Consider the following 25158-nt stretch of genomic DNA (forward strand, 5'->3'; position numbering starts at 1 on the left):
AGATGATGATGACTATGATGATACAGTCGCGGATGCGCTGAAACGAGATTAGATTTCTGCACGTGTATGTCTTTGGATTCTCCCCTGCCCCAGCCGGAACCTGAAATGCCCGCCCCGTATGAACCGCCACGCCGGAAGCGGGGGTGCTTTGGCTCGATGCTGCGGATGGTGTTTCTGCTGGTGCTGATCGTGGGGCTGGTGCTGCCCTTTACGCCTTATGCGGGGAAGATTAAGAAGGGGATCCAGGACATTGTGGCCTCCGCGAGGAGCACGAAGGAACGCGTGATCACGCGGGATGTGATGCGGGATGTGATCAAGGAGGTGCCGGTGGTGAAGGAAGTGACGAAGGAGGTGATCCGTGAGGTGCAGCCGCCGCTGCCGGAGAAGTATGTGCCGCGGAAGGACATCGATGTGGCGACGCTGTTCAACGGGATCACGGTTAAGACGAAGCTGATGACGGAGGAGGGCGGTTTTGCGAGTCTGGAGCGGCTGGATCCGGAGGCGTACAAGGCGGAGTTTCAGCTGAGCATCCGGGTGCCAAAGGCGAACCAGACGCTGGTGGAGCTCTCGAGGATCAACAAGAATCTGCCGGCGATGCTGCCGGGGCTGGAGACGATGCTGCCGGCGGGCAAGGTGAGCGGCTTTTACCACAAGCTGTATGAGAACAAGACGAACCGGGTGCAGAATGACCTGACGCGGCTGAACAAGATCCTGGACAGGCACAATTTTTATGACACGGAGACGATCCTGGAGCTGACGCACCCGGCGACGCAGCGGCGGGCGCTCTTGATCCAGTCTGAGATGGACGTGGTGGCGGATGGCTCGGACGGGGACCGGATGCCGACGCTGGATGAGTACATTTATTTGTCGGATTATTACCAGCCGTTCACGAGCTATGCGTGGGCGAAGACGACGAAGAATGCGAACCCGCTGCTGGCGAAGTGGGAGGACCGGCTGGCGAAGGCGCAGGAGGAGTTTTCGAAGAAGGGTCTGAGCTCTGCGCGGAACCGGGAGCTGAGCGTGATGATCAATCAGCTGAAGGTAGAGATCGGGGAATTTAAATCGCGGAGCAGCCTGATCGCGGAGAAGGATCCGTTCATTGTGATCTCGCTGCTGTTCCGGGGGTATGGGGACCAGAACAAGTTTACGCCGCAGATCGGGGACTACGCGGCGGTGATTCATGAGGGGAAGATTTATCCGGCGATCTGCGGGGACTACGGGCCGAGCTTTAAAATGGGGGAGGCGTCTCTGCTGATGGCGAAGACGGTGAATGCGAAGGCGACGCCGTACATCCGGCCGGAGAGCGACCTGAAGGTGACGTACCTGATTTTCCCAGGGACGGCGGAGAAGGAGCGGAGTGCGCCGAACCTGGTGAAGTGGCAGGAGAAGTGCCAGGCGCTGCTGGGTGAGGTGGGGGGCGTGGGCGCGGGCTTTGCGCTGCATGTGTGGGAGGATCCTTTCAAGAAGCCGGAGCCGGTGACGCCGCCGGTGACTGAGACGACGATGCCTGCTGCGGCTGGGGCGAGTGCGGGTTCGGGCGCGGCTCCGACTGGGGCACCCCCGGCGGGAACGACGCCTGCGGCTGGAGCTGGAAGTGATGCGGCGACTCCGGGGGTGCCGGGGACGATCACGACGCCGCCACCTGCGCCAGGGTCTGCTGCTGGAACGACGACGAGTCCCCTGCCCGGCCCGGCGACGGGGCCGATTGTTTTGACGCCGGTAACGCCGCCAGTGGGCGAGGTGAAGGGTGGTGATGGTGAGGCGAAGGGGACGGCGGCAAAGAAGGCCGAGAGTGGAAAGGCGAAGGGGAAGAAGAAGTGAGGGATGGAGGGGAGCATGGGGAAGCCGCTGCTGCTTCAGGGCTTCCCGGCGTTTTTGAGATTTTTCTTCCTATGGCATGCCTGGCGTGATGCTGAGTGGAGCTTTATACCATGCTCAATTTATTACGGGTCTGCCCGGTGCGGGTGGTTGCGCGGACTCTCCTGCGCTCCTTCAGAGCGCGACTTTGAGTGAGAGGGCCGCGTGGCCAGAACCTAGGGCTGGCACCCTGGGCTGAGTGCGGCGGGCCTTTGGCCCACGGCGCGGGGCGTTTGCGGGCCTGTCTGCTGACATGGGGAACGCTTGCTCATGGTCGCTTTGGAGCATCGGATGTGATGGGTGGAAGAAACGAACCGGGACGACTGAGAAAGGGTGGGAGCGGCTAACGAGCGGGGTGCCGCACGTTGTTGTGGGATTCAGACTATTGTGAAGACGAAGCATCGGTCGGCAGCGACGTGATGGGTGGCCCCTCACCCGGCCTCTCCCCAAAGAGAACGATGGGCATTTTGCGTTTGTCCTCGATGGGGAGAGGGGTTTCGCTTTGAGGCCTTAGGCGCTGCGGGTTGATGGTATTGTGACTGCTGCAATCCGAGCGGTTGCGGAGGAGGTTAAGAGACTGGTGCTTTCGATCGAGGGCTCCCAGTCTTCACGAGGATGATGAAGGCAGGGGACGGGATGGATTCGGCGCATTCTGACGGGGTGTGGGGGTGCTTTCTAACGCGCCATTTGCGCAGGATTTGTGCAGAGCCACAAGATCGGGTGAGGCTATACCAAGGGGGGTGGAGCGGGGGGGAGGGTTCTGCGCTTCTGTGGACGCAGCGAGAGCCAGTGCTCCGCAAACCCTCATGGAAGTATTCGCCGTCACCATCTTTGTCAGCCTGATGTTTGCCGTCTTGTTTGCGGCCCTTTATCTGGCGGAACGGGTGCAGCGGCGGAGGGGCAGCATCGAACAGGATGCGCTGCTGCCCCTGGATGAGCCTGAGGGAGCACGGATGACCGTGCCAGCATCCCGATCCCGCACTCCGTTTTCCCATGACTAGCACCGCAGCCACCAAAGTACCCATTGAGTTCAACGACAAGGTCGTGCGCCAGTTTATGCTGGCCTCGATCATCTTCGGAGTCGTTGCCATGCTCGCAGGCGTGTTCATCGCCAGCCAGCTCAACTTCCACCAGCTGAACCTGGCCGAATGGCTGACGTTTGGCCGCCTGAGACCGCTGCACACGAATGCAGCGATCTTTGCGTTCGTGGGCAACATGATGTTTGCGGGGATCTATTATTCCACGCAGAGGCTGTGCAAATGCCGGATGGGGAACGACACGCTGAGTGCGATCCACTTCTGGGGCTGGCAGCTGATCATTGTGGCTGCGGCGATCACGCTGCCGCTGGGCCTTTCACGCGGGAAGGAATACGCGGAACTGATCTGGCCGATCAACGTGGCGGTGGCGGTGATCTGGGTGGTGTTTGCGGTGAACTTCTTTCTGACACTGCACAAGCGCAACGAGCCGAGCCTGTATGTGGCGCTGTGGTTTTACATCGCGACGATTGTGACGGTGGCGATGCTTTACATTGTGAACCATCTTTCGATCCCGACGAGCTGGACACACAGCTACGGGATTTTTGCGGGAGTGCAGGATGCGCTGGTGCAGTGGTGGTATGGGCACAATGCGGTGGCGTTTTTCCTGACGACGCCAATCCTGGGGATCATGTACTACTTCCTGCCGAAGGCGGCGGAGAGGCCGGTGTATTCGTACCGGCTTTCGATCGTGCACTTCTGGTCGCTGGTGTTTCTTTACATCTGGGCGGGACCGCACCACCTGCTGAACACGGCGCTGCCGAAGTGGCTGCAGATGCTGGGGATGTTTTTCAGCCTGATGCTGTGGGCGCCGAGCTGGGGCGGGATGCTGAACGGCCTGCTGACGCTGCGCGGGGCGTGGGACAAGCTGCGCACGGATCCGGTGATCAAGTTTTTCATCGCGGGTGTGACATTTTATGGCATGTCCACCTTTGAAGGACCGCTGCTTTCGATCCGCGCGGTGAACTCGCTCTCGCACTATTCGGACTGGACGATCGGGCACGTGCACAGCGGCGCTCTTGGCTGGAATGGATTCATGGCGGCGGGCCTTTTCTACTGGCTGGCGCCGAGGCTGTGGAATACACGGCTGCACTCGATCAGCATGGCGAACTTCCACTTCTGGATCGGGACGTTTGGGATTTTGCTCTACGTGGTGGCAATGTGGATCAGCGGTGTGATGCAGGGCCTGATGCTGAACCAGGTGACCGCAGACGGGCTGGCGCTGAAGAACACCTTCCTGGACACGCTGCAGGCGATCCGCCCGCTGATGGGGCTGCGAATCATTGGTGGCGGGATGTTCCTGGTGGGGTGGATCGTGATGTGCGTGAACCTGTGGCTGACCATCCGCAGCGGCAAGGCGGTGAATGAAGTGCGCGAAGTGGCGGTGCTGACGAAGGGCGGCTCTGACACGATGGGCATGAAGGAGACGCTTTTGAACGACCCTACGGCCTGCACGATCGGGGCGATGCTGCTGATCTTTGGCTGGCTGTTTCTGCCACCGGGGGCGGATGTGGCCTCGCTGATCTGCGCGGTGATCTTTTCCATCATGGCGGTGAGCCGGTTCAAGAAGACGAGCCACACGTGGGCGAACTGGTATGAGAAACTGCTGCACAACTACCTGCCCTTCACGGTGCTGACTTTTGTGGCAGTGGTGATCGGCGGGCTGATCCAGATCATCCCAACGGTGACGGTGAACAGCGCGAAGAATGTGGAGGACCGCGTGCAGAAGCTGTATGAGCCGCTGGAGCTGGCGGGTCGTGACATCTATGTGAGCGAAGGGTGCTACAACTGCCACTCGCAGATGATCCGCACGCTGGTGCCGGATGTGATGCGCTATGGTGAGTATTCACGCCTGGGCGAGAGCATCTATGATCATCCGTTCCAATGGGGATCGAAGCGCACAGGTCCGGATCTTGCCCGTGAGAACGGACAGCGGCCTGACTCCTGGCACTATGAGCACCTGATGGATCCGCGCTCGATGTCTCCGCAGTCAAACATGCCGCCGTATGCGCACCTGAGCACGAAGGCGTTTGATCAGAAGACGCTGCCGGAAAAGATTGCCGTGCTGCGCCGCCTTGGGGTCCCCTACCCTCCGATGGACGCCACGGAGATCAAGATGAAGGCGCTGGAGCAGGGCGTGAAGATCGCCACGGAGCTGAAGAAATCGAACATCGTGGTGCGGCCTGACAGCGAGATGGTGGCGGTGATCGCCTACCTGCAGAAGCTGGGACAATTTGAGCAGCCGCAGGTGGATGAGACGCTGGCCAAGAAAGGCCAGGGAGTCCCCTTCCCGCTGGCGCCGGTGATTCCAGACAAAGCGCGCCGTGCCAATGGCGCGGAGTAACCCGAGACACAAACCCGAATCCACGACCATGTACAAGCGCATCATCTATGAAAACTGGCACCTCGTGGTGCCGCTCGTCTCCTTCGCCACCACCGTGCTCGTCTTTGGAATCATGACCCTGCGCGGGATGCTGCTGCGCAAGGACAAAGCCGAAAACATGTCACGTCTTCCCCTCGAATAAAAAAATCACCATGGACTCCAAGAAGCCATCCCAAACCAACGAGCCAATACTTCGCGATCACGTCTATGACGGGATTCAGGAGTATGACCAGAAGCTGCCGAACTGGTGGCTCTTCACCCTCTACATCACGATCGCGTATTTTGTGATCCACTGGCTGTGCTACTACCAGCTGGGGCTGGGCAGCAGCGACACGGCCATCATGGACAAAGTCATGGCCGAGATGCAGGTGGCGCGAGACAAGCAGATGGAAAGCATCACGGACGAACAGCTGTGGGCACTCTCCCGCGACACAGCGGCGGTGGAGGCGGGCAAAGCCACCTTCATGACGCAGGGGATGTGCGTGACATGCCACGGACCGAACCTGGATGGAACGCTGGCCGGAGCGAAGCTGCCGGGCCTGCCGCTGAGCGACCAGGAATGGAAGCACGGCGGCAAGCCGACTGAGATTTTCAAAATCGTTCGCAAAGGCTCGCCCGACATCACCAAAGGCATGATGGCATGGGAGCAAGTGCTGGGAATGAAACGCGTGAGCGAGGTGGTGGCGTTTGTGCTGAGCAAGCACAAGGAAGGCGAACCGATCACCCGTGCGGCGGATTCACCGGGAGCGACGCCAGCGCCCGGGGCAGCCACGGGAGCTGCACCCGCACCTGCGGCCAATACCACCGCACCCGCTGCTGCACCTGCGCCGGCAGCGGCCCCTGCAAACCCATCGAACGCGCAATAAGAGCAAGGAATCAAGATGCCCCTCTCCCCTTTAAACCTAGTCTCCCTCGGATCCATCAATGAAGATGGAAGCAAGAAGACGCTGCATCCTGCGGATGTGGCGGGGAAGTACACGAGGGGCCGGCGGGTGGTGGCACTGATGCTGATCATCATCTATGTGGCGCTGCCGTGGATACCGGTGAACGGATTCCCTGCGGTGTTTCTGGATGTGCTGAACCGACGGTTTCACTTCATGGGACTGACGCTGGCGGTGCAGGACCTGTGGGTGGGCTTCTTCCTGGTGACGGGCCTGGGTTTCTCCCTGTTTTATGTGACGGCTCTGTTTGGGCGTGTGTGGTGCGGCTGGACATGCCCCTACACGGTGTTTCTGGAGCATGTGTACCGCAGGATTGAGCGGCTGATCGATGGAGATGCCACGGCACGGAGGAAGCTGGATGCAGCGCCGTGGACGGCGGGGAAGATCGCGAAACGGGTGACGAAGCATGGGCTGTACATCCTGACCTCGCTGATCATCGCGCACATCTTTTTGAGCTACTTCGTCTCGCTGGAGAAGCTGTATGAGATGATGCACCATTCGCCGCAGGGCCACATGATCGCCTTTGGGGTGATGCTGTTTTTGACGGCGGGTCTGTATGGGGCGTTCAGCTGGTTCAGGGAGCAGTTTTGCGTGATCATGTGCCCGTATGGGCGCATGCAGTCGGCGCTGACGGACGACCACACGGTGAGCGTGGGGTATGACAAGAAGCGTGGTGAGCCCAGAGGCAAGGCCGGAACTGCCGGAGTGGGAGACTGCGTGAACTGCCTGCGCTGCGTGCAGGTGTGCCCGACGGGCATCGACATCCGCAACGGGCTGCAGCTGGAGTGCATCGGCTGCGCGGCCTGTGTGGATGCATGCGACGGGATCATGACAAAGCTGGGGCGGAAGCCGGGCCTGGTGCGTTATGACTCGATGAAAGGCTTCAGCGGCGGGAAGACGCGGCTGGTGCGGCCGAGGATTATGTTTTACACCGGGCTGCTGGTGATCGGACTGGGTGTGTTTGCCTTTTCGGCGAGCAGGATCGAGCCGATGCGCGCGAATGTGCTGAGGATGCAGGGCTCGCCGTATTATGTGACGAACAAAATCGTGAGAAACCAGTTTCTGGTGCGGCTGATCAACAAGCGCAACGAGCCGCGGACCTTCACGATGGCGATGGAAGGCACCCTGCCAAACGGCCTGGCTGCGGCCGGAGCGGATGTGCCGATCACGATTGCAGCGCAGGGAGAGGAACTGAAGCCGATGATGATCACCCTGCCGGAGACCGCGTACAAAGCCCCTTTCAAGCTCAGCATTTGCATCACCGACACGAAGGATGGGAAGAGCTACCATACCAAACCCTTCGAGTTTACCGGCCCGGATGCGGCCCTGACCACCAATGACTACCTCGATGCCAGCAAGTATCTCCAAAAGTAACGCAGACAGCCCCGGGTTCTTCGGGCAAAGGCCCTGGCTGTGGGTGGTGTTTGCGTTTGTGGTGCTGATCAGCGCGTGGAGCGCTCTGTTCTACATCGCACTGAACAATCAACCGGAGGCTGTGCCGCTGAAGCATCTGAGCGTGGAATGATGGAGATCGACACGAGCGCGGCGGCCTTTGTGGCGGGGATGGTGACGAGTGTGCACTGCGTGGGAATGTGCGGACCGCTCTCCTGCTCGTGGGCGATCGCAGGGAAAGGCGGCGGATTCATGCGGAGCACGGCGCTGTACCATGGCGGGCGCATGGTATCTTATGGCATGGCGGGAGCGATCGCCGGAATGGCGGGTGCTGTGCCGCTGGCGATTTTTCAGCACGGAGCGGGGATGGTGCTGCCGTGGATGCTGGTCCTGGCCTTTGCCTGCGTGGGGCTGGGGCTGGACAAGTGGCTGCCGAAGCCGAAGTTTCTGGCTGCGGGGCTGAGGAAGGTGCAAGCGGCGGCGTTTCGGATGAAGAGCACGCTGCGTGCGGGGCTGCTGGGACTGGCGACGCCGCTGCTGCCTTGCGGGCCTCTTTACATGATGCTGGCGCTGGCGACGGCGAACGGGAGCGCGACGAAGGGCGCGGGATTTGCGGTGGCCTTTGGACTGGGGACGCTGCCTCTGCTTTTTCTGGCACAGACGCAGCTGCATCTGCTGGGCGGAAGGCTGCAGCCGGAGACGATGCGCAAGGTGCAGCGAGGGCTGGCGCTGGTGACGGCGGTGATCCTGGCGTGGAGGCTGAGGGATACGCTGGACTTCGGCAGCAATGAGGCGGCGAGCTGCTGCCATGCGATGAACAACTGACCGACGCAGGTGATGAGCATGAACGCGACACAAGAGACTCAGAGTGAGGGGGCGGGGAGTTTATTTGGGAGGCTGCTGCGCGAAGCGGCATTCCAGATTCCGGCGAAAGCCGATGCTACCATACGTGTGCTGGGTGGGTTGGAGATTTGGGGTGAAGCGGGGATTTCGGAGCGGGCTCCCTTCTTCGCTAAAGCTACGAAGAACGCGAAGGGCCGAACGACGTACTCAGAAGTGGGGCGGCGGGTGTCTGAGGAGTTCTGCAGGCTTGGAGGCCTGCGCTCCGAGGGTATGGCCCAATGAAATGTTATAAACGAATATGAAAACTGTCTGCAAACACTGTGGCACACCGGTACCGGACACGCGAAGCGATGAGTTTTGCTGCACGGGGTGCCGGGCGGTCCATGATCTGCTGCAGCACGAAGGGCTGGAGCATTTCTACGATCTGAAATCCGGCCTGAACCTGCCGCCGGTGCCGGCGCAGGCGATGAGGCAGCAGGACTATGCGTGGCTGGAGAATGCGGCGATGGCCGCGGAGGCTGCACGGGCGAGCGCGGATGTGGCGGCTGAGCTGGGAGTGTCTGTGCAGGGGCTTTCGTGCATGGCGTGCATCTGGCTTATTGAACGGGTGTTTGCGAAAATGGGTGGGACGCAGATTCAGGTGGACATAGCGAGCGGTGAGCTGCGCATGGCGTGGGAGCCGGGAAAATTTCAGCCAGTGGAGTTTGCGCGGGAGCTGCAGCGTTTTGGTTATCTGCTGGGGATGCAACGAGTGGATGGCGGCCAGACCAGCGACAACGGCCTGGAACGGCGGACCGGGGTGTGCGGAGCGTTTGCGATGAATGCGATGGCCTTCTCCCTGCCGGCGTATTTTGGCATGCCGGCGGATTTCCCCTTTGCGCACTGGTTTGACCTGGTGGCGGCGGCTTCGGCCACGCTTTCGATGCTGGTGGGTGGCAGCTACTTTGCACAACGGGCATACCTGGCGCTGCGCGCGGGTGTGCTGCACATCGACACACCGATCACACTGGGGATCGTGGCTGCCTATGCGGGTTCGCTGATCGGGTGGATGAGCGGGGAGGCAGGGCTGAAGTATTTTGATTTTGTGGCGATGTTCATCTTTCTGATGCTTGCAGGGCGGCTGGTGCAGCAGATGGCGGTGGTGAGAAACCGCCGGAAGCTGCTGCGTGATCCTTCCATCCCCGACAAGGAAATGCTGGAGGCGCTGGAGGCTGGAGCGAGCTTCAGCGTGAAGCCCGGGCAGGCGGTGCCGGTGGCGGCGAAACTGACGGATGCGCATGCGAGCATCAGCCTGGAGTGGATCAGCGGGGAGAGTGATTCTTGCTCGCGCAGCGGCGGGCAGCTGCTTCCCTCGGGTGCGCTGAATGCGGGGGCACGGGCCTTGAACGCGGTGGCGCTGGAGGGCTGGAAGGACTCGACGCTGCACAAACTGCTGGAGGCGCGGCGCGGAGGTGAGCAGCGGGATCTGCGACTGGAAAAGCTGCTGCGGGGCTATTTGGTGGTGGTGGTGCTTGCCGGCGTGGCGGGCGGCCTGTGGTGGTGGTGGCATACGGGTGAATGGACGCGGGCGCTGCAGGTGATGATCTCAGTGTTTGTGGTGTCCTGCCCCTGTGCGCTGGGCGTGGCTGCGCCGCTGGCGGATGACATCGCGGCGGCGCGCGCAGCGGACCAAGGTGTGTTTGTGAGGACGCTGGGGCTGTGGAAAAAGCTGACGCGGCTGCGGCATGTGGTGTTTGACAAAACGGGGACGCTGACGCTGGAGAATCCGCTGCTGCTGAATCCAGAGGCTCTCAAGGGACTGGATGACACGGCGCGCCAGGTGCTGAGGCACCTGACGAGTGGCAATCTGCACCCGGTGAGCCGGAGTCTGTATGATGCGCTGGGTGATCTGGCGGGTGAAGGCCTGAGCACGGAAGTGAGTGAAGAGGCCGGGCTGGGGCTGCGCTGCCAGCATGCGGGCGTGGTGTGGAGCCTCTCGAAGCCGCAGGACACGGCGGCAGATGTGGTCTTTACACGCGATGGGGAAACGCTGTGTGCCTTCCGCTTCCGCGATGCGCTGCGCGCGGAGTCTCTGGCGCAGGTGGAGGAACTGCAGACGCGGGGGCTGCGGGTGAGCATTCTCAGCGGTGACCGCGAAGCAAAGGTGGCGGCGATTGCGGGACAGCTGCATCTGCAACCGGGGCAATGGCAGCACAGCCTGACGCCCGAAGAGAAGGCGGCATGGATCTCGGCGCATGAACCGCAGAGCACACTGTACATTGGCGACGGGGCGAATGACAGCCTGGCGTTTGATGCGGCATCTTGCGCGGGAAGTCCGGTGACGGGGCGGAGCTTTCTGGAGCATAAGGCGGACTTCTATTTCCTTGGGCACAGCATGCGCTTCATGAGCAGCCTGCTGGAGATCGCGGCAACCCATCGGCGTGCCGTGCATGCGGTGTTTGGCTTCTCGGTGAGCTATAACATTGTCACAGTGATCGTGGGGCTGATGGGACATCTGAGCCCGCTGCTGGCGGCGATTCTGATGCCGCTGAGCTCGCTGGTGACGCTGTCGCTGGTGGCGTGGATGTTTCGGCGTGGGGGCGGGAGGCGCGAACAGGAGGGCACGAGGGCACCCGCGTCCGCAGTGGTCACGGAGTGCGTGACGGCGTGCTGAAGGGGTGGGCGGTGACAGCCTGTGCCTGCATACCATCTTACGTAGGGTGGGTGTGGGGCAGCACGTTTGCCCTTCAGCGTGCAGCCAGCAACAAGGCGTGCGGATGCGCGGTTCTTCGCGGATTGCAATTGGCTGCATGAAGTTCCAGATTCCTGGCATGAAGTGGTTCCGACCGATCCTTGCCAGCCTGCTCTGCGTCTTTTGCGAAATGAATGGAGCCGGCACGCGCCTGGATGCGGCGGAGGCAGATCCCCTGCCCTGCCTGGTGCTATTTCAACTGAACGTGGGTGCGGACACGAAGCTGCTGGGGATGGAGACGGTGAAGGTCATCGATCTGCTGGCGGCGTCTCATGTCGAGCTTCCCATTCGGCCACCGCAATCGTTTCTGGAGGCTGCGCGCAGGCAGGCGGAGAAACTGGATCTCAAGTCCGTGGTGAAGGATGGGAGGCCTGGCAGCACGCTGACCACTTTTGCCCATGTGCCGACCGCGGCGGGCAGCACCATGCCACGGATCTCCTTTGAGGCTCTGGATGGAGCGATGAACTCGACTTCGGACCTGCTTCTGCTGGAGCGGCGCGGGCAGATGTCGAGCTTTGGCAAGGACCTGGGGAACGCGGCTTTTTTCCTGATGTATTACGCGCTGCCCGAACTGCCAATGCAGACGCAGGCGCAGCGTGAGGCGATCATTGAGGCGGAGATCCAGCGCAACCTGGCCAACGTCCGGAATGGAGAAGTTTTGTCGAGGAAGGATCTCTCGGAGAAAGATCAGACGATTGTTGAGATCATGGCGAGATCACCGCGGAACAAGTCTCTCATCATCCGCAGCCGCTATTTGTGCAACGAAGTGAAGATGCTGTCCCTGGTGAGCATCACGCCAGGAACCCTGCCAGCCGAGGACAGCGAGGCTTTTGAGCGCATGTTCAAGGTGTTTCGCTTTCGGTGAGGGATGATACTGCCAATCATTGGCAAGAGGTCTTCAAATCTTTTCTGCAATCGAGGCTTGCACCGATTCGGGGCGCTGAGTGATCGCGGAACGTTGGAGGGATCAGGATGATCCCTCTTTTCCACGGGATGCACGTGGCGAAGCTGCTGCGTGAAGTCTAAAGAAAAGAGCAGTTGGTGATAGTTTACGACAAAGCGTGGCGGGTGATGACGTTTGCGTGGGTCCATCCATTTTCTGCTCACGACACCGACCATGCGCCCGACTTTTTTACTCGTTTGTTTCTTCGCCCTCGCTGCATCGGCCTTTGGTCAGACCAAGGTGAATGATGAGGACGCACCGGAGGACATGATTCTTGGGTTTCGGGGGAGGTCGAAGTATCAGATCGTGGTGCCCGATGTGGCGGTGAACGAAGTGGCTGAGTCGTCGGTGGCGCGCGGGGCGGAACTGCTGCAGCAGGCGTTTGCGGCGAACAAGATCGTGCTGGCTGTGGTGAAGGAGTCGGCTGCGGATGCTGCGCGACCGGGCTTTTATCTGGGAGCGACGAAGTTTGCGGCGGCAAAGGGGGTGGAGATGAAGAAGCTGAACGGCTGGGGATTTGCGCACAAGGTGGTGGGCAAGGATGTGATCATCGCAGGGAATGACGAGCCAGACCGGCTGGCGGGCAAGCGCAGCACGGGCAGGGATGAGGCGCGGCCGTATGAGGGCACGCTGTTTGGCGTGGCGGAGTTTGTGCACCGCTACGTGGGGGCGCGGTTTCTTTCTCCGGATGAGGCGGGCACGACGTTTGTGCCGCAGTCGATCATCCATGTGCCGCCGACGCTGGATGTGCTGAGTGCGCCGCAGTTTGCGGAGCATGACATGCACAGCGGCAAGGAGCTTTTTTACACGGCCAACCACGCGCTGCGCTTCACGCGCATCTGGTCGCGGTTTGGGCATCAGCATCCGTCTGCGGTGCCGATGAAGGAATATGGAAAAACGCACCCAGAGTACTTCATGATGACGGCGGGCGTGCGGCAGCCGGCGCTCTCCGCGGATGACGGGCAGCTCTGCCTCTCGAACAAGGAAGTGCAGGAGCTGATCTACAAGCACATCGTGGCGCGCTGTGATGATGGATTTGACATGGTGGAGCTGGGGCAGGCGGATGGCTACAGGCCATGCCAGTGCGCGGAATGCGCGGCGCTGTATGGCATCGCACCGACGACGAAGCCGACCGACGGCATCGCCTACAACAATGACCGGGCGTGGGGCGAGAAGCTGTGGATCATGCACCGGGACATGGCGCTGCGGCTGCTGAAGGACCGGCCGGGCAAGAAGATCCTCATGACCTCCTACGGCCCCACGATTCAGCCGCCGCAGAGCTTCCGAGAATTTCCGGAGAACGTTGTCATTGAGATGATGCACTCGGACGCGGAGGCCTTCGCGGCGTGGAATCAGCTCAAGGTGCCGGGCGGATATTCGGCGTATCTTTACAACTGGGGCAACTTCCACCTGGTGGGGCTGACGCCGCTGACGACGGTGGGCATGATCGCGGAGCAGAACCGTCTGCTGGTGAGCAACCGCGTGCACTCCGTGCAGGTGAACGGCAGCCCGGGAGGCGGGCAGTGGGGACTGGAGGGACCGAACATCTATGTGTATCTGCGCCTGGGCATTGATCCCACCACCCAGAGCGCGGGAGAACTGTTTGACGAGTATCTGCAGGCGGCCTTCCGTGAATGTGAGAATCCGATGCGGCGTTTTTTCACCAATGTGCAGAAGCGCGTGGAACTGTGGCAGGCGATCCGGACGTACGCGTATCAATCAGGGCGCGACCCCATCTTTGCGCTGGGAACAGTGTGGACGCCGGATGTGGTGAACGCCCTGGAGGAGGACCTGGCGGCGGCGGAGAGCGGAGCGCAACTGGACGAGGTGAAACGCAGGCTGGACATGGTGCGCTATGAGTTTGATTTCCTGAAGCACCTGGCGCTGGTGATCAATGCGTGGCGCAATCATCAGGCGATGAACAACGCGGCCTCAATGACACAACTGCTGGATGCGATTGATGCGCGCAATGCCTTCATCGCGGGCGTTGTGAATGGCGATGCGAAGTATGCGAAGAAGAAGAATCCTGCGTATCGATACGCGAGTGAGAGTTCGCTGAAATATGCGGGCCGTTATCTGGACCGTGCGCCCTTCAACTGGGACACGGCGAAGATGCGCGCCAATCCTGAGGCGCTGCTGCAGAAGAGCCAGGCGCTGGCGATCGAGCGTGTGAGCGGCGCTGTGACGCTGGACTCGCCGCTGTGGGAAAAGGCGGCAGAGCATGCGATGCTGCCGTCCGGATCTGCTGAAGCACTGCAAGCGCCCACGAGCTTTCGCGTGCTGTGCGATGACGCGAATCTCTATGTGCGTGTGAGCGGCACGCAGCCGGCGGATAAGATGAGCTTTGCGGCACGCGGGCACGATGCGGAGCTGTGGCTGCAGGAGAGCATTGTCATCAATGTGTCTCCGAGCGGCGACCGGGCGCGCTACTTTTACTTTGCGTATGAACCTGAGGCGAGCTCCTTCAATGAAGCGGAGCACGGCTTCATCTCCGACTACCTGCACCCACGCTACGGGTGGAATGACGAGGGCTGGAATGGTGAGTGGAGCTTTGAAACGAAGCTGCTGCCTGCGAAGAGCCACTGGGAGTCGATGGCGGTGATCCCTTTTGAAACGCTGCGCACGAAGCCGCCGAAGCCTGGGGAGACGTGGTATCTGAATGTGGGCCGCGTGCACTTTCTGGACGCCGCTGGCAAGAAAACCAGCCGGGAACTTTCTGCATGGACAGGCAAGCTGAACGCCTCGCACATCCCGGGAGACGCCTCTTTTGGCAAAGCCACCTTCAAGTGATTCCCCGCTCATGACCCGATTTTTTATCATTGCCGCCTTTTCCCTGCTGGGGGTTTCCGCCCTGGCCATTGACTACACGCAGATGAGCGCGGTGAAGCGTCTGCGTGCGGACAAGCGCTATGACGAGGCGATTCAGAAACTGGAAACGATGGCGGCGAAGACCGACGATGCGGCGGAGAATTTCACGTACCTCGACTTCGCCATCGGCATGGCCGTGGACTCGCTGAAGGACGCACCGCGTGCGCTGGCGCTGGCGGAAAAGGTGAAGGAGCCTGCGCATCGTGACTTCGCCAGGCTGCGCGTGCTGGCGGACTTTGAGCGGTACGATGAGGCGCTGGCGCTGGTGAAGGGCAAGGACATAGATGCCTGGCCAGTGCGCTGCCGCAGCCAGGCGCACAGTTTGCTGGCGGGGATTCATCATGCGCGGAAGGATGCGGCAGCGGAGCTGCAGGAATGGAAGCTGACGGCGGAGTCTCCCGGAGCCGAGCCGGGTGTGCGCGGACGTGCGCTGCGCGAGGTGGGCGTGCTGTATCTCAAGCAAGGCAAGACGAAGGAGGCGGAGGCGCAGTTCCGCCAGGCGATCCAGGTGACGCCCGCGAACTATTCGTGGCGGGTGGAGAGCCTCGCGGCGCTGTCACGTCTGCTGGTGGACGACAAGCGTGCGAAGGAAGCGGTGAAGGCCTTTGAGGGCACGGATTTCACGAAAATCTCCAGCCTCACCGCCAAGGCCGGTCTGCTGGAAGCTTATGCGCGTGCGCTGCTGGCCGCGGGGAGGAAGATCAAGGCCATCGAGACGTTTGATGAACTGCTGAAGCTGGACATTTCTGCGGAGTGGAAGGGACGGATCAATCGGGAACTGGATGAGATGGCGGAGAGTTTTTAAGGGGTGGGAGGTGGAGGCGGGCAAGAGGCGCGGGGAGCCAGCCCTTCTGTCAGCGTACGGAAAGTAGGAAACCGTGCGAACACCTCGTGATCGGACGGTTTGGCACAATGTGGCCGGGCTTCAGCGCCAGGATTTTGACCACTGTTTGGCGAAGTAGGTGAGGATCATGTCGGCGCCGGCGCGGCGGATGCCGATGAGGGATTCGTGCATGATTTTGGTTTCGTCGATCCAACCGCCGGCGGCTCCGGCTTTGATCATGAGGTATTCGCCGCTGACCTGATAGGCGGCGATGGGGAGTGTGGTGGAGGCGCGGAGTTTGGCGATGATGTCGAGGTAGGGGCCGGCGGGCTTGACCATGAGGATGTCGGCGCCTTCGGCTTCGTCGAGGGCGGCTTCGCGGAGGGCCTCGCGCGAGTTGGCGGGGTCCATCTGGTAGGTCTTTTTGTCGCCGGCTTTGGGGGCGGAGTCGAGGGCGCCGCGGAAGGGGCCGTAGTAGGCGCTGGCGTACTTGGCGGTATAGCTCATGATGGAGACGGCCTGGAAGCCGGCGGCATCGAGCGCGGCGCGAAGGGCGGCGACGCGGCCGTCCATCATGTCGCTAGGGGAGACGATGTCAGCTCCGGCGCGGGCGTGGCAGAGGGCCTGCTGGCAGAGGACGGCGACGGTTTCGTCGTTCAAGATGCGGCCGTCGTCGGTGACTAGGCCGTCGTGGCCGTCGCTGTTGTAGGGATCGAGGGCGACATCGGTGATGACGGTGAGCGTGGGGTGGGCGGCTTTGAGGGCGCGAATGGCGCGGGGGACGAGGCCGTCATCGGCATGGCAGGCTTCTGCGCCGCGGGTTTTGAGCTCGTCGGGGATGCGTGGGAAGAGAACGACGGCGGGGACGCCGAGGGCGTGGGCTTCGCCTGCTTCCTGAACGAGGCCGGGGATGCTCCAGCGGGTGCAGCCGGGCATGGAGGCGATGGGGGTGTTTTCAGTGCCTTCCTGGAGAAAGAGAGGGTAGATGAGATGGCCTGGGGTGAGCTCGGTCTCGCGAACGAGATCGCGGATGGCGGGTGACTGGCGGTTGCGGCGCGGGCGGATGGGGAGGTGCATCGGGGCGGGAATATAGATGGGGAGGAGGAGAGGGCAAAGGGGGAGTGGGGGCGGGGATTTATGATTTACGATTTTTGATTTATGATTTGGCGAGAGGGGGCGATGGTGGGCCGGGGAAGCGGGGTGGTTGCGTGGTGGGCGGTGGAAAAACGGTGACTCGCAGGATGCGGCTGAGAGGATGGATGGCGCCTGGGGGGGAAGTTTGGGGATACCGGCGGGTATTGAATGACCGTTGTGTCAGACGGGTTCATTCTCGGGGGAATGAGTCGATGGTGGGATGGCGGGGGCTCCGAACTCGGATTTTCGGCGGCGTAGAGCGACGAGCAGAATGATGCCGTAAAGCGTGGCGAAGGGTGGCACGAGGAGGAAGTAAATGGCGGCAACGGTGGTGCAGGAGTAGAACCAGTGCTGACGAACCCGGAGAGCGGTGAGCGCGACGTAAAGCAACGTGGCTGGTAGGATGGCCAACATGCCGTGGCTGGTGACGGCAATGATGGTTTCCCCAACGATGGCACTCAGATGGGATGGATCAGGGGCGGGCGAACGCATGAGGGCCAGGGCTGCGGAGGTGCCGGCGTGAGTGGTCCTGAGAACGGCGTAGCCGTTCGCCACGGAGAGGAGCACTCCGAGGATGGCGATGGTGAGGGCGATGGCTGATTTCATGGAGAGCGATGGCTGAGCGAGTCAGACGGCAGAGGATGATTGAGGCCGAGGGGAGCGCAGTTGAAGGGTATCGAGATGAAACTCGTATGGGGCAGAGCAGGAGGGGCAGTGAACGGGCCAGATGCGGGCGAAGTTGATCTTGCAGTTTGGGAGCCTGAGCCTTGTCTCATTGCATTGAGCGAGGAACCTGTCTCGTGAGGCGATGGCTGTCGTCTGGCCGAAAGGATGACCGCAGTAGGGACAGGTCATGGAGGCGAGAGTGGAAAGCTGGCGGGAGTGAAGACGCGTGGTGTAGAAATGGAGCCATGCGATGGCCGCGAGGAAGACGGCGGCGAGGGAGATGAGAAGGGGCAGCATGGGTGGAGCGTTTTTTTGCGGCTGTCCGGTGCAGGCGAGCGTGGGGATGGAGAGTAGCGGAGTGGGGTGATTGGGGCAAGGTGGGGTGGTGGTGGACAAAGAGGGCGTGGCATGTCCGAAGGACAGAAGGGACGCTGTTTTCTGCGGGAGGACTGCGGGAAAGCAGGGCGTGGGCTGGAGGGACGTTCGGTGCGGGCAGGAGTGCCCGCATCACTTCGCTGCCAAACTGCGGTGGTGATACGCTTGAGATCGTTTTGCTCTTGAACGCTCGACAGGACTTTCGCTAGAGCAGGAAAGCAATGCTGCGAAGCGAATCCCGAATGGAGAGAGCTGGCGCAGCAGCGGTGATGTGGGGACACTTTTACTGGTGTCCTGGGGCGGAACTCTGTGATCGAGGACGAGTTCGAGTAGGAGGACGAGGACGATTTCTTTGAGATCGTGTTGGCCGACCACGAATCTGAAGGGGTTAATCGTGGTGGCAGAGGGGAGATTTGAACTCCCGACCAAAGGCTTATGAGTCCTCTGCTCTACCCCTGAGCTACTCTGCCATTGCAAATGGCTCCTGAGGTAGGGTTCGAACCTACGACCTAGTGGTTAACAGCCACCCGCTCTACCGCTGAGCTACTCAGGAATCACTTTTCCCCGTTCCGAGGAAGGGGGCGAGATGGATAAGCGTTCTCGCGATTCGCGCAAGCATTTTATCCATTCAATTTGAGTTCTTTTTTTGGGGCGAGGGATTCGCGCAAGGAATGCCCAAGAAGAATGCGTGGATTGCGTGATACGAACCTGATGAGACGAAGGAAAATCATGCAACGATTGACGCTGCTGCTGCTGGTAGCGCTGCTGTTTGAGGTGGTGGCGCTGCATCTGAACCGGAGGCAGTTGCACATGGCGGTGCGGGAGATCCGAGAAAATCAGGATGGTTCACGCCGGCTGGTATGCGAACTGATCAATGACCGGATCACGCCGGTGCGTTACCTGGCGGTGAACGATCATCTTCCAGCGTACGAGATGATGCGAGATGGGCGCAGAGATCTGCAGACGTGGTGCACTTCGACGATGGATCACTGGGTGGCGCCGTTTGGAAGCGTGAAGATGGAGATTCCTGTACCGAAACGCAGGTTTCATGACTGCCGCATCTCGGTGATGTGCGAGGGGACGTCTTTGCTCAGCTGGCTGCTGTGGCCTTCGGATGACTTTGAGAGGGCGTCTGTCTGGGGAATGGATGATGTGATGAGCGTGGAGGGAGACAAGCGGTGAGTGGGGAACGGAGCAGCGCATGGCATGTGCGGAACACGTCCCTGGAGGGTTGTTCGTAGTGAGGTGGGGTGTCTTATCCCCTTCCCTGTGGCACGATGGCAGGCGGCAAAATGCGCCTTGCCGTTGCGATGATGATTGTATTGCGGGTGGATCTCTCTTCTGCGTCCTGTTCAAGTGGCTGGAGCGCGATTGTTGGAGCAGTCCTTGAGGAAGAGGTCTGAGGAGGTGCGGAGCGCTGCGCGAGAGCGGAACGCTGCGGCATCGGAGTGTCGCGCTCCCAGGGGGGGCTGGCAGTCGAAGTGAGGTGGGGGTGTGGGAGGTGCGGGAGTCCTCGCAGTCGGGCGGTTTGGCGGAGGATGGGTTGGACCACGGGTGTGGTCTCGACGCCAAACACACCCAACCTACGGACGGAGGGGTGCGCTTGCGGTTTCTAGCTGGGGTGCTGCGTGTGCAAGCGCAATAGGACAGGCTTTTCGAGAGCGAGTCTATGCGACGGAGTTTGCGGCGAGGAGTTGGTCAAGGAGGCCGCGGAGGCGGTAGAATTCGACTTCGGCCTGGCCGGTGGCTTCGAGGTCGGCGCGGATGGAGGGGGCGTCGCGCTCGGAGGCGACGTGCTGGCGGATGAGGGCGGTCTTGAGGGCCTGGAGATCGAGGAAGGCGGGATCGACTTCGGGGGTGTGGGGCCATTTGCCTTCGATCTGACCTGCTTTGAGGACTTGCTTGAAGGGGGTGCCGATTTTTTGAGCGTGGGCCTTGGCCTCATTGATGCCGGCGTACCAGTCGGGGTGGACGAGGCGGTAGTAGTCGCGCATGGCCTGCTTGTTGTAATGGATGACGAGCTTGCGGCCTGAGACGTCGAGGAAAGTGGTGCCGCGGAAGGAGTCGGCGTCGATGGTATCGACAAAGAGGAGTTCTTCATCGGCGACGGCGAACTCCCATTTGAGATCCCAGAGGAGGAGCCCTGCGGATTCGAGGAGTTCGCGGACAGCCCAGCCGCCGAGGATGGCGAGCTTCACGGTGTGCAGGAAATCCTGGCTGCTGAGGCCGGACATGATGAGGGCCTCCTGCTTGCTAACGGCGCGGTCTTCGGGCTCGTATTTGCTGGTGAGATCGTAGATCGGGCGCTCGAGCATTTCCCAGACGCCCATGGGCTTGCTGAGGCCGAGCTCCTGCTCGTAGCTGCGCTTGGCGGATTCGCTGAGGCCTTGATATTTTTTGAGGATGGAGGAGCCGCTGGTGACGCCGAAGCGGACGATGTATTCCAGAGGGACGACGTAGGTGGAGCTTTGGTGGAACTGGACGTAGTCGAAGACGTGGGTGCCGAGGAGATTGCGCTGCGGCGGGTGCATGACGGGGAAGCGACGCACGACATTGTAGCAGCTTGGATTGACGGGGAGGCCTTCGCGGACGATCTCGCCGGTGACGGCATCGACCATGCCGAGGTGATGGGTGGAGGCGCCGCGCTCGAGCATGGTCTCCATGGGGCCGGAGAGGAGCTCGGCGCGCCAGGCGGGGTCCATGGGGGTGGCCTCGATGGCGGCCTTCACGCGCTGCCAGGTGGCAGGCTGGGCCAGGCGGGAGTACATGGCGTGGCGGAAGATGGCGCGGTTGAGGTCATTCCCTTCGATATTGAAGATGGAGCCGACATCGAAGACGGAGCCCGCGGGGGTGGTCTCGCAGACGACGTAGCCGGGATGATCTGGGACGGCGTAGAGATTCTGAACGGAGCCGCGGTAAACGGGCTCGCCAAGCTGGGAGAGATCGAGGTGCGTGGGCGCTGGGGCGGAATGGGTCATGGATGGGGGGAAAAACAACGGATTCGGGCGGCGCGCAACTGGGAACAGAGAACGGCGAACTTTGAACTTTGAACTTTAAACTTTGAACTTTAAACTTCCGTCTCCTACGTTCGCCCTCACCCTTTTTCATGTCTGAAGCTGCCGCCACCCCCACCGCCTCTCTTGATTTCATCCGTGAAATGATCGCTGCCGATCTGGCGGCGGGTCGCAACGGGGGGCAGGTGGTGACGCGGTTTCCGCCTGAGCCGAATGGTTATTTGCACATCGGGCATGCGAAGAGCATCTGCCTGAACTTTGGGCTGGCGCAGGAGCATGCGCCGAATGCGCGCTGCCATCTGCGGTTTGATGACACGAATCCGACGAAGGAGGAGGTGGAGTATGTGGACAGCATCATGGCGGATGTGAAGTGGCTGGGGTTTGACTGGGGTGAGCATCTTTTTTATGCGAGCGACTACTTTGAGAAGCTGTATGCCTTTGCGGAGCAGCTCATCACAAAGGGGCTGGCGTATGTGGATGACCAGACGCATGAGGAGATGCGGGCGAATCGTGGCACGCTGACGTCTCCGGGGACACGGAGCGCGGGTGCGGAGCGGAGTGTGGAGGAGAATCTGGATCTCTTCCGCCGGATGCGGAAGGGTGAGTTTAAGGAAGGTGAGAGGGTGCTGCGGGCGAAGATCGACATGGCATCTCCTAATATGAACCTGCGCGATCCGGCGCTGTATCGCATCCTGCATGCGCACCATCACCGGACGGGAGATGCGTGGTGCATTTATCCGATGTATGACTATGCGCACCCGCTGAGCGATGCGCTGGAGAGCATCACGCACAGTCTGTGCACGCTGGAGTTTGAGCATCATCGGCCGCTGTATGAGTGGCTGATCAACAATGTGGACGGGCTGCCGGGCGCGCCGTATCAGAGGGAGTTTGCGCGGCTGAACCTGACCTACACGGTGATGAGCAAGCGGAAGCTGCTGAGGCTGGTGAAGGATGATCTGGTGAACGGGTGGGATGATCCGCGGATGCCAACGATTTCGGGGATGCGGCGGCGGGGGATCACGGCGGCGGCGATTCGGAGTTTTTGCAAGACGATTGGACTGACGAAGTTCAATTCGCTGACGGAGATCGCGCTGCTGGAGCATGCGATCCGTGAGGACCTGAACAAGGTGTCGATGCGTGCGTATGGCGTGGTGCGGCCGATCAAGGTGGTGATCACGAACTATCCGGAGGAGCAGGTGGAGCACTTTGAAGCGCCGAATCATCCGGAGGATGCGGCTGCGGGGACGCGGCAGGTGCCGCTGTGCCGTGAGCTGTACATCGAGGCGGATGATTTCATGGAGTTTCCGTCTGAGGGCTTTCATCGCCTGAAGCCGGGTGGCGAGGTGCGGCTGAAGTTTGCGTTTTGCATCATCTGCCAGGAGGTCATCAAAGATGCAGACGGGAAGATCGTGGAACTGCGCTGCACGTATGATGATGCGACGCGGCACGGGAAGAAGCCGGAAGGACGCACGAAGCCGAAGGGCATCATCCATTGGGTGAGTGCGCGGCATGCGGTGGATGCGACGGTGAGGCTGTATGACCGGCTCTTCACGGTGGAGACGCCAGATGCTGACGCGGGCGAGGATGGGGACTTTGCGAAGTTTCTGAATCCGGCCTCGTGCGAGGTGGTGACGGCGAAGCTGGAGCCTTCCCTGAAGGATGCAGCGCCGGGAAGCCACTGGCAGTTTGAGCGCGTGGCGTATTTTTATGCGGACCCAGTGGAGAGCAAGCCGGGCGCGCCGGTGTTTAACCGGACGGTGACGCTGAAGGATGGGTGGGTGAAGAAGTGAGGGATGCGGGCAGATGCGGGAGCATCTCCTCATGGCTTTGCTTTGGGAATCTGGGTGCGCTTGCGAAGGGTGCGCCCAGTGTTTTCCTCTACATCAAAACGTATGTCGTCGAGCAGCCATTTGCCGGAGGAGCGGATGAGGACGGCGACGTCCTGCCAGGGATAGGCTTTTCCATTTTCATGGTAGTTGAGCTTGATGGTGACTTCGGCTTTGTCTCCCTCCACTTTCACGGTGCCGATGGAGAACTCATCGCCGCCTTCATAGCATGAGAGGAAGATGGAGCCTTCGCCCATGGGCAGCTTCATGAGGTCGTCTTTGTGCAGTGTCATCCATTCCTGAATATCCGCACGGCTTTGGGCGAAATGCTGGAGCAGACCGGGTGAGAAACAGGGAGAGAGGTAGTCTGTGATGGGCTGAGGGAATGAGTTGCGCAGATTGAAGAAGACCTCGTTTGAGTAGAGCGCTCTGGCCGTGTCCTCCGGCTTCGCTCCGGGCACAGGAGCCGGGCCACGCTGGGCGAAGGGACGCTTCTGTCCCATGAACATTTCCTCGTAGCTCTGCGCGGGAGTCTTATCCTCGGCATGGGAGACCGCGAAGCCCAGGGAGATGACCACGCAGAGAAGGCGGGAGCGGCGGAGGCAGGGGCCGTTTTTTGAGAGCGCCTTGAGCAAGATACGGGGTGATGGCGTTTTCATATTCAATCGATGTCCACGGTGATGATGCTGAAGTCATCGGGCAATGTGGGGCCTGACCTGCTGAGAATGGCATTGCGGAGGTGGTCTGGAACTGAAGAGGCGGAAAGGTCGAAGGACTGCGTGAGGGCGTCGTAGCCGCAGTATTTCCAAGCGCCATCGGAGAGCATCAAGATGCGGCCGCCGCCAACGGCATGGCACATGAAGGGAACGAAGTCCGCGGACTGGCTGCCGACGGGGGGATTTTTGTGCTGATGGGCTGTCCATTCATGGAGATCGCTACGCGAGCGGTGTTTGAAGAAGACTTTGGAGTCGCCGGAGGACGCGCCGGCGACGAAGTCCTTTGTGACGGCCAGTGCGATGAGGGTGGTAAAGCCACCGGTGAGAGAGGTTTCGTGGTCGGCCTGCTGGAGGATATCTGGCCATGTGCCATCCTCAAAGAGTGAGTGAGCGGGGCGATGAAGGGCGTGGATCCAGGCGCTTTCGCATGCGGTGCGTGCGGCAAGAGCGCCGTTTGACTGGCCACCCTGGCCGTCTGCGAGGAGGCAGATGAGGGTGTCAGAGGCCGACGGGTGACGACGGGCGATGAGGTAATCTTCGTTCGTGGGTTTGCCGCCCGGCTCGGTGTTGGAGTGGAGGGTCATGGGGCGTCCGGCATTTTAAAGAGCTGGCCGTCAGTGAGGATGAGTTCATCTGCTTCTGTCCAGCATGAGAAGCTGGTATTGCAGTCTTCGCATATCTCGCGGACTTTGGGCAATGGCAGTGAGAGCGGCTTGGAGAAATCATAGACCATCACACTGTCAGGGCAGGCCCAATAGCATCCCTGAATGGCAAGCCAACGACGGGAAGGTGAGAGATGGAACCCCACCCAGATGAACTCGTCTTCGGAGGTGAAGTGGCTGGCAAATTTGCGGTGCGTGAGATCGAAGACGGTCTGGCCGCCCTGCGCCTCGGGGAAAATGAGGTAATCGGTGCCATGAACGACCAGCCAGGCATGAAAGCTCTCGTCGTGGTCTGTGACGAATTTGAAGAGCTGCTCTCCGGAGGCATTTTCGATGACGCACACTTCAAGAACCACCCAGTTTCGCCGGGGATCGGACATACGGAAACCGGTGCAGCGGAGGGAATAGCGGCCGTCGGGCGAGTGATGCTCGCTGTCGGAGTCAGCTTCGCGGGAGGTGGGATCGAACCAGCGGAGGACTTCAGCGCGTATTTCTTCGATGTTTTGCATGAAGGGTAATGGACATCAGCGTGGCTCCTTCGGCAGATCGTAGGTGGTGATTTCGAGGAGGAAGCCGTCGGGATCTGAAAAATAGATGGAGTGAGAGATGTCGTGGTCGCGGAACTGGCAGGCGATGCCCTTGGAGCGGAGTTCGTCCTGGGCGGACTGGAAGTCGGCGTAGGTTGCGGCACGGAGGGCGAGGTGCCAGGCCTGGCCGTTTTTGGCGGAGGGCTGATTTTCCTTTTCGGGGAAAAGAGTGAGGAAGGTGGAACCGAGGCGAAGGAAGACGGGGACGCCACCGCCGTGACCGGGATAAACGTGCTCGAAGCCAAGGGTGGAGACATACCAGTCCGTGGTAGCCTGAAGAGAGGCGCAGCGGAGGGCGAGGTGGTCGATTTGGGAGAGGGTCATTTCTCTGTTCTCTGTTCTCTGTTTGCTGATTTTGATTTT

At 60.9% G+C, this 25158-nt stretch carries 22 protein-coding genes and 2 tRNA genes; 14 read left to right on the top strand and 10 right to left on the bottom strand.

Annotation, left to right across the window (positions count from 1 at the left end; genetic code table 11):
* The first annotated feature begins 105 nt into the window (after positions 1–105).
* From ACILSO_RS07335 to ACILSO_RS07390, 12 genes are all read left to right on the top strand, one after another.
* The gene (locus tag ACILSO_RS07335) at positions 106–1821 is read left to right on the top strand and encodes a glycoside hydrolase family 75 protein (RefSeq protein ID WP_395736729.1); all 1716 of its coding nucleotides are present in this window, start codon (positions 106–108) and stop codon (positions 1819–1821) included.
* An 842-nt stretch (positions 1822–2663) separates the two neighbouring features.
* Positions 2664–2858: a hypothetical protein gene (locus tag ACILSO_RS07340; RefSeq protein WP_395736730.1), complete on the top strand. Its 195-nt coding sequence runs from the start codon at positions 2664–2666 to the stop codon at positions 2856–2858.
* On the top strand, positions 2851–5235 hold the full coding sequence (gene ccoN / locus ACILSO_RS07345) for a cytochrome-c oxidase, cbb3-type subunit I (protein WP_395736731.1): 2385 nt from the start codon (positions 2851–2853) through the stop codon (positions 5233–5235). Before ACILSO_RS07340 ends, ccoN begins: the two co-directional genes overlap by 8 nt.
* Before the next feature lie 28 nt (positions 5236–5263).
* A complete protein-coding gene (locus ACILSO_RS07350; RefSeq protein ID WP_395736732.1) occupies positions 5264–5416 on the top strand; it encodes a hypothetical protein in 153 nt (50 codons plus the stop codon).
* 10 nt (positions 5417–5426) lie between these two features.
* Entirely contained in the window at positions 5427–6140 is a 714-nt protein-coding gene (locus tag ACILSO_RS07355; protein ID WP_395736733.1) for a cbb3-type cytochrome c oxidase N-terminal domain-containing protein, read from the top strand.
* A 15-nt stretch (positions 6141–6155) separates the two neighbouring features.
* Positions 6156–7589, top strand: coding sequence for a cytochrome c oxidase accessory protein CcoG (gene ccoG / locus ACILSO_RS07360; RefSeq protein WP_395736734.1), 1434 nt, complete (start codon positions 6156–6158; stop codon positions 7587–7589).
* The gene (locus tag ACILSO_RS07365) at positions 7564–7740 is read left to right on the top strand and encodes a hypothetical protein (protein ID WP_395736735.1); all 177 of its coding nucleotides are present in this window, start codon (positions 7564–7566) and stop codon (positions 7738–7740) included. Before ccoG ends, ACILSO_RS07365 begins: the two co-directional genes overlap by 26 nt.
* Positions 7737–8432, top strand: coding sequence for a sulfite exporter TauE/SafE family protein (locus ACILSO_RS07370; protein ID WP_395736736.1), 696 nt, complete (start codon positions 7737–7739; stop codon positions 8430–8432). Before ACILSO_RS07365 ends, ACILSO_RS07370 begins: the two co-directional genes overlap by 4 nt.
* A gap of 316 nt (positions 8433–8748) precedes the next feature.
* Positions 8749–11103 (top strand): heavy metal translocating P-type ATPase metal-binding domain-containing protein, encoded by a 2355-nt coding sequence (locus tag ACILSO_RS07375; protein WP_395736737.1) that lies wholly within the window; start codon positions 8749–8751, stop codon positions 11101–11103.
* A 157-nt stretch (positions 11104–11260) separates the two neighbouring features.
* Positions 11261–12046 carry a hypothetical protein gene (locus ACILSO_RS07380; RefSeq protein WP_395736738.1) on the top strand — a complete coding sequence of 262 codons (786 nt, stop codon included), beginning with the start codon at positions 11261–11263 and terminating at the stop codon, positions 12044–12046.
* Between the two features lie 252 nt (positions 12047–12298).
* On the top strand, positions 12299–14914 hold the full coding sequence (locus ACILSO_RS07385) for a DUF4838 domain-containing protein (RefSeq protein ID WP_395736739.1): 2616 nt from the start codon (positions 12299–12301) through the stop codon (positions 14912–14914).
* A gap of 10 nt (positions 14915–14924) precedes the next feature.
* Positions 14925–15797 (top strand): tetratricopeptide repeat protein, encoded by an 873-nt coding sequence (locus tag ACILSO_RS07390; protein ID WP_395736740.1) that lies wholly within the window; start codon positions 14925–14927, stop codon positions 15795–15797.
* Positions 15798–15917: 120 nt separating this feature from the next.
* On the opposite strand, the gene hemB is transcribed toward ACILSO_RS07390, so the two are convergent.
* The 5 genes from hemB to ACILSO_RS07415 form a co-directional block, all read right to left on the bottom strand.
* Positions 15918–16892, bottom strand: a complete 975-nt coding sequence (gene hemB, locus ACILSO_RS07395) for a porphobilinogen synthase (protein WP_395736741.1) — start codon at positions 16890–16892, stop codon at positions 15918–15920.
* A 237-nt stretch (positions 16893–17129) separates the two neighbouring features.
* A complete protein-coding gene (locus tag ACILSO_RS07400) occupies positions 17130–17555 on the bottom strand; it encodes a hypothetical protein (RefSeq protein WP_395736742.1) in 426 nt (141 codons plus the stop codon).
* 21 nt (positions 17556–17576) lie between these two features.
* The gene (locus ACILSO_RS07405) at positions 17577–17912 is read right to left on the bottom strand and encodes a hypothetical protein (RefSeq protein WP_395736743.1); all 336 of its coding nucleotides are present in this window, start codon (positions 17910–17912) and stop codon (positions 17577–17579) included.
* 473 nt (positions 17913–18385) lie between these two features.
* Positions 18386–18460, bottom strand: a tRNA-Met gene (locus tag ACILSO_RS07410).
* Between the two features lie 8 nt (positions 18461–18468).
* A tRNA-Asn gene (locus ACILSO_RS07415) sits at positions 18469–18543 on the bottom strand.
* Positions 18544–18719: 176 nt separating this feature from the next.
* On the opposite strand from ACILSO_RS07415, the gene ACILSO_RS07420 reads away from it, so the two are divergent.
* Positions 18720–19172, top strand: a complete 453-nt coding sequence (locus ACILSO_RS07420; protein ID WP_395736744.1) for a hypothetical protein — start codon at positions 18720–18722, stop codon at positions 19170–19172.
* 485 nt (positions 19173–19657) lie between these two features.
* Here the strand turns inward: ACILSO_RS07420 and ACILSO_RS07425 are convergent, their stop codons facing one another.
* On the bottom strand, positions 19658–20968 hold the full coding sequence (locus ACILSO_RS07425; RefSeq protein ID WP_395736745.1) for a phosphoribosylaminoimidazolesuccinocarboxamide synthase: 1311 nt from the start codon (positions 20966–20968) through the stop codon (positions 19658–19660).
* 128 nt (positions 20969–21096) lie between these two features.
* Here ACILSO_RS07425 and ACILSO_RS07430 point away from each other — a divergent pair, with 128 nt between their 5' ends.
* On the top strand, positions 21097–22794 hold the full coding sequence (locus ACILSO_RS07430; protein ID WP_395736746.1) for a glutamine--tRNA ligase/YqeY domain fusion protein: 1698 nt from the start codon (positions 21097–21099) through the stop codon (positions 22792–22794).
* A gap of 29 nt (positions 22795–22823) precedes the next feature.
* On the opposite strand, the gene ACILSO_RS07435 is transcribed toward ACILSO_RS07430, so the two are convergent.
* The 4 genes from ACILSO_RS07435 to ACILSO_RS07450 are packed head-to-tail and all read right to left on the bottom strand — an operon-like array spanning position 22824 to position 25119.
* Positions 22824–23489 carry a hypothetical protein gene (locus tag ACILSO_RS07435; RefSeq protein WP_395736747.1) on the bottom strand — a complete coding sequence of 222 codons (666 nt, stop codon included), beginning with the start codon at positions 23487–23489 and terminating at the stop codon, positions 22824–22826.
* A 2-nt stretch (positions 23490–23491) separates the two neighbouring features.
* Complete coding sequence (locus ACILSO_RS07440; protein WP_395736748.1) at positions 23492–24130, bottom strand: protein phosphatase 2C domain-containing protein; 639 nt, start codon at positions 24128–24130, stop codon at positions 23492–23494.
* Positions 24127–24717 (bottom strand): hypothetical protein, encoded by a 591-nt coding sequence (locus ACILSO_RS07445; RefSeq protein WP_395736749.1) that lies wholly within the window; start codon positions 24715–24717, stop codon positions 24127–24129. Before ACILSO_RS07445 ends, ACILSO_RS07440 begins: the two co-directional genes overlap by 4 nt.
* A gap of 15 nt (positions 24718–24732) precedes the next feature.
* On the bottom strand, positions 24733–25119 hold the full coding sequence (locus tag ACILSO_RS07450) for a VOC family protein (RefSeq protein WP_395736750.1): 387 nt from the start codon (positions 25117–25119) through the stop codon (positions 24733–24735).
* Positions 25120–25158 lie beyond the last annotated feature (39 nt).

This window comes from Prosthecobacter sp. (assembly GCF_044226605.1).
GTDB lineage: Bacteria > Verrucomicrobiota > Verrucomicrobiia > Verrucomicrobiales > Verrucomicrobiaceae > Prosthecobacter.